This is a genomic window from Pseudovibrio sp. Ad46 (assembly GCF_001623065.1).
Lineage (GTDB): Bacteria > Pseudomonadota > Alphaproteobacteria > Rhizobiales > Stappiaceae > Pseudovibrio.
Genome location: NZ_LMCG01000025.1, coordinates 1 through 4636 on the forward strand (window position 1 = coordinate 1; position 4636 = coordinate 4636).

General features: G+C 51.3%; 2 protein-coding genes. Both read right to left on the minus strand.

Going from position 1 to position 4636, the window contains the following annotated elements; genetic code table 11:
• On the minus strand, positions 1 to 3877 hold a 3877-nt coding region (locus tag PsAD46_RS05025; protein ID WP_084404342.1), incomplete at its 3' end, for a beta-ketoacyl synthase N-terminal-like domain-containing protein.
• Positions 3874 to 4636 (minus strand): phosphopantetheine-binding protein (locus PsAD46_RS05030; protein ID WP_244273174.1); only part of this gene is annotated, 763 nt, incomplete at its 5' end. The genes PsAD46_RS05030 and PsAD46_RS05025, both read right to left, overlap by 4 nt.

Consider the following 4636-nt stretch of genomic DNA (forward strand, 5'->3'; position numbering starts at 1 on the left):
GCCCATCATGTAGGCTTGCAACTGGGAGAGCACTCTCGGCCACCGGCAACGCAACCGCGGGCAACCGCGGTAAATCAGCCGCTTCCAGCAAGGTCGGATCCAGCGCCAATCCTTCAAGAATCGCAACATAGGATGCAAACATCTCATCCAGAATGCGCGCGTCAAATAACTCCTCAACTGCATCCCAGTTTAGATAAAGACACCCGTCTCGCTCCATAACCTGATGATCAAGCCAAACCTGCGGGGTCTGACTGATAGTGTAAAAATTATCAGCTCCCAGGGTGTCATTCGTCTCATCAGCCCAATCAACACTATCTTGATTAAGCAGACTGGTGAACACAACCGGGATCACGCTTTCCTGCGCTGAACCATTGCGTTTGGTCAGTCGCCGCGACACCTGCACACCACTGAACAACCGGTGATCAAGATCTTGCCAGATCTGACGTTGCACCTTTTGTGCTTTGTCGAGAAAGCTGCCATCACCACGGAAGTCGATTTCCATGATGTTTAACGTGGTGAAGTCTCCGATCACCTCTAGAATGTCGGGGTGCACAGTTGGGCGATTGAAGAGCGTGAGATTGATACAGAAATGCGGATCGCGGCTCCACCGCGCCAGAACACTAGCGAAGCAGCTCATCATAAGCCCGGTCATTGTCAGCGCATTCTGCGAAGCCAAGGACTGAAGTCGGGTGACAAAGGGACGATCGAGCACTTTGGTCCTGCGAACAAATTTCGGTGCCGTTAATGATGCTGGGGCTGTTTCCAGAGGCAGATCAGGTCCCATCGGCAGCGTTGGAATTCGCTCTTCCCAATAAGATTTAGCAGCTTGGAACGCCTCGCTTTCTTCCGCTTTCTTACTCGTCAGAACATGGTCGCGAAAACTAAACGACAATGCAGGTAAATCGATCTTGGGTTGCCGATAAAGATATGAAACTTCGCGCATAAAGAGCTCGATACTCCAGGCATCGGCAATCAGAAGATCAAAAGACACATGTAGCCGTGCTTGCCCGCTATCAACCGTCACAGCGCGAATATCGAAAAGCGGCCATTGACTACAATCCGTCACCTGATGGGACATTTTCGACCGCAGTCGTTTGGTCGCCGCTTGGAACGCACCCGAATTCCAATCATCCGCCGGAATGTCTTCAATCGTAAAGCGTGGAACTGACTCCAGTATCTGCTGGGTCCCGTCTTCTTTGATCACTGCACGCAACATTGGATGGCGTGCAATCACCTTGTTCACAGCATCCTTGAATTGGACGTGCGAGAAGTCAGGTAAATCGAACTCGAAATAGATGTGCGTGGCGACATCACCTAATGCCAATGAAGATTGACGCCCAACCCAATACGCCAATTGAACATCTGTCAGCGCGAAGGGTTTGTTAAGATTATCCGGTTCTTGCACGACCTCTTGAGGACTGAAGACTTTGTTCTGCGTAGCTTGTTGCTGACACGCAGAAGCAAGTCCCGCGACTGTTGGGGCCTCGAAAAAAGCGCTCATCGGAACGGTGACACCCAACCGTTCCTGAAGCAACGTGATCAAACGTGCTGCTAAAAGCGAATGCCCACCCAGTTCAAAGAAGTTGGCGTCTTCGTTCTCAAGTTCGGTTCCGAACACTTCTTCCCAAGTCTCCTTGACGCAATCGAAAACTCCTTGGCTGTCCATCTCTGCCATTTTTTGCGTCGAGCGATCCTTCGAGCTAAACTCCAAAGCATTGGAGTTGACGTCTGGCATCTCAATCCAAAAATCATTGCGAATGAACTCGGGCCGTGGGATCCTGATCCGGCGCGCACTTTGTGTACCAGGCCAGTTCTGCCAGTTGACTGGTACCCCGTGTGCCCAAGCCTGTCCGAAACTGCTGATGAGATCAGAATAAGAGGCCTGTCCTTCGAAGTGGTAGAAGGCTTGGTCCGTTTGCACATCGCCATTACTGCCAAATCCTAAAACGAACGGATTGGTAATCTCCAACTGCTGTGTGACGTCGCTTATCGTAGCGAACACACTGTCACCTGTTACCGGTACCCAGCCAGTCTCATTGCAGTAAAAGCATGGCCGCTCTTCAACTTGCCTCATCAAAAACGACCATAGCGCAGTAGCATCGTCTTTATTGCCTGCGAACAGCACTGCAGCTGGTGTGCACTCCAACTGGTCTAAAAACGCAAAGATAACAGACGTAGAGAAGGCGATGCGGCGCTCTGGCGTCCAGTTGGGATAATCTTTGAGCGAATGTTCAGTCACAAGCTCTGGCATTTGATCCAAAACTTCTGGCATGAGACGACACAAACTTATTACGCACTCATCGCTCAAAGCGGCATTAGGAGAAAGCAACAGAACGATCTGCTTTTCAGCAGACGCTATAACATCCGCATGGGTCAATGCATCGGCAATTGACTGGCCCTGCCTCCAAACCACTGCTTTGCGAAATGGGTCCGCTTCGCGACCGACACGTAGTGTGTGAGCAACATCACTGCGATCCAGAGTCCCTGCAGCACTAATCAAAGAGCGTTCGTATGTGCTGAACTGATCTTGATTGCGGGCCGATAGAACAAGCAGTTCTGGCTGTTCTTCAGCCATATCTTGGGGCGTGCTCTCGGGCGGATCGTAAGCTCTTAGGATCGCGTGCGCATTGTTCCCACCAAGTCCAAAGGAACTCACGCCCGCAATCCGCGGACGGTCTACGGGCCAATCGCATAGCTGGTCATTCACGTAAAACGGGGACCCATCCTGCATCAACTCCTGTGCAGGCGTCTCGAAATGCAAGCTTGGAAACAGCTTGCCTGACTTCAAAGACAATGCTGTCTTTATCAGGCCCGCTGCACCCGCCGCCATTTCACAATGCCCAATGTTTGTCTTGACCGACCCCAGCCCGCAAGAGCCTGCTTCAATGGTCGCAGAGTTGGACTGTTGGAAAGCCTCATACAAAGCATCCAACTCAATACGGTCACCTAATGGCGTTCCACTTCCGTGTGCTTCGATATAGGTAATGTCTCGGGCATTGACATCTGCAACCTCCTGAGCCTCCATCAAGGCTCGGACCTGCCCATTAACGGCAGGTGCCGTGTACCCAACGCGTTGCGCTCCGTCATTGTTTATCGCTGAGCCAGAAATAAGCGCAAAGATTTGGTCTCCATCTTGAACGGCATCTTCGGCACGCTTCAACAAAAGCGTTGCCACGCCGCTGCTGTAAACGGTGCCACTGGCATTGGCATCGAAGGCATGGATCGCCCCATCTTCTGACAAAAGGCCACCAGGTTGAAAATCATAATCTTTTTGGGAGGGCACTCGCAGCGAAACACCCCCCGAAATCGCCAGATCACATTGCCCACTGTTTAGGCTCTCACAAGCAAGATGGGTTGCGACGAGGGAGGTCGCACAACTAGCCTGAACGGTTACCGTTGGCCCAGTCAGGTCCAAACGATAAGCTATCTGCGATGTCAAATGATCTTTGTCATTACCGATCATTACTTGCAAATCACTCGAGTTTCGAACTTCACTCGAATGCCCCAGCAGATGGTAGAGCAAGTAATAGCTGGTGCTAACGCCCGAAAATATCCCGGTGGTCGGCTGGATGTGTTTTGGCGAATAACCAGCCATTTCCAGCATTTCCCAAACAGTCTCGAGAAACAGCCTTTGTTGAGGATCGGCGATGCGTGCTTCCTGATGAGTATAACCAAACCGATCGGCATCAAACGCCTTTAATCCGGGAACTGTGGCGTTCAAAATTACCCGCCGTCCACCGCCTTCAAGCTCTTGAACAACTGGGGCCAACATGTCTCTTCCATCACGAAGGCAGGCTTCAAACGCATCTAGCCCATCAATGCCGGGGAACCGGCAGTTCATGCCTATGATCGCGATGTCAGTATCGTTGAAGCTCATGGCTCATTCCTCGCCTTGACTGCACATTTCGCCTTTTGCGATGATCGGCGACGGCGACCAACTTCCTTACGTCGCTCGCCTCGTGTCTTCGCTTGCGCTTTGACTGATGTAATTTGATCGGACGGATCGGCATTGTTGGACAGGTGATCGGCAACTCGCCGAATGGTTCCAAGCCGAAACAGGTCGGTAATCTGGATTTCAGTATCAAACTGGCCTTCCAGCTGGCGATGGATCAAAACAATCTCGATCGATCCACCGCCTAGATCAAAGAAGTTGTCATCAAGCCCAACCCGATCTCGATTTAGAACATCAGCCACAATGTTCATGAGCTTCTTTTGGATCGCGTTCCCCGAAGACACCGTAGTGGTGGACAGCATCGTCTTTTCTTCAGTCTGGGTATGGGAGATTGCTTTGGCGGCAAGAGCTTTGCGATCCACTTTTCCATTCCTTGTTACAGGTAATGTCTCAATCGGTATTAGGGCGCGTGGGACCATGTAGACAGGTAACCGGTTACGCAGGTAATCCACCCAAGATCCCAAAACCTCTTTTGTGGGTATGCTTTGATTTTCAGGAGACACAAAGGCCATCAAACTTGCCTCTGTTGGAACCACCACCGCCTGGGCGATGTCTGGATGCCTTTCGAGGATTGTTTCGATTTCCCCCAGTTCAATTCTGTATCCGTTGACTTTGACCTGGGTATCTTTGCGGCCAAGGAACTCGATAAGACCCGTTTCTGTATAGCGGCCAAGATCACCGGTT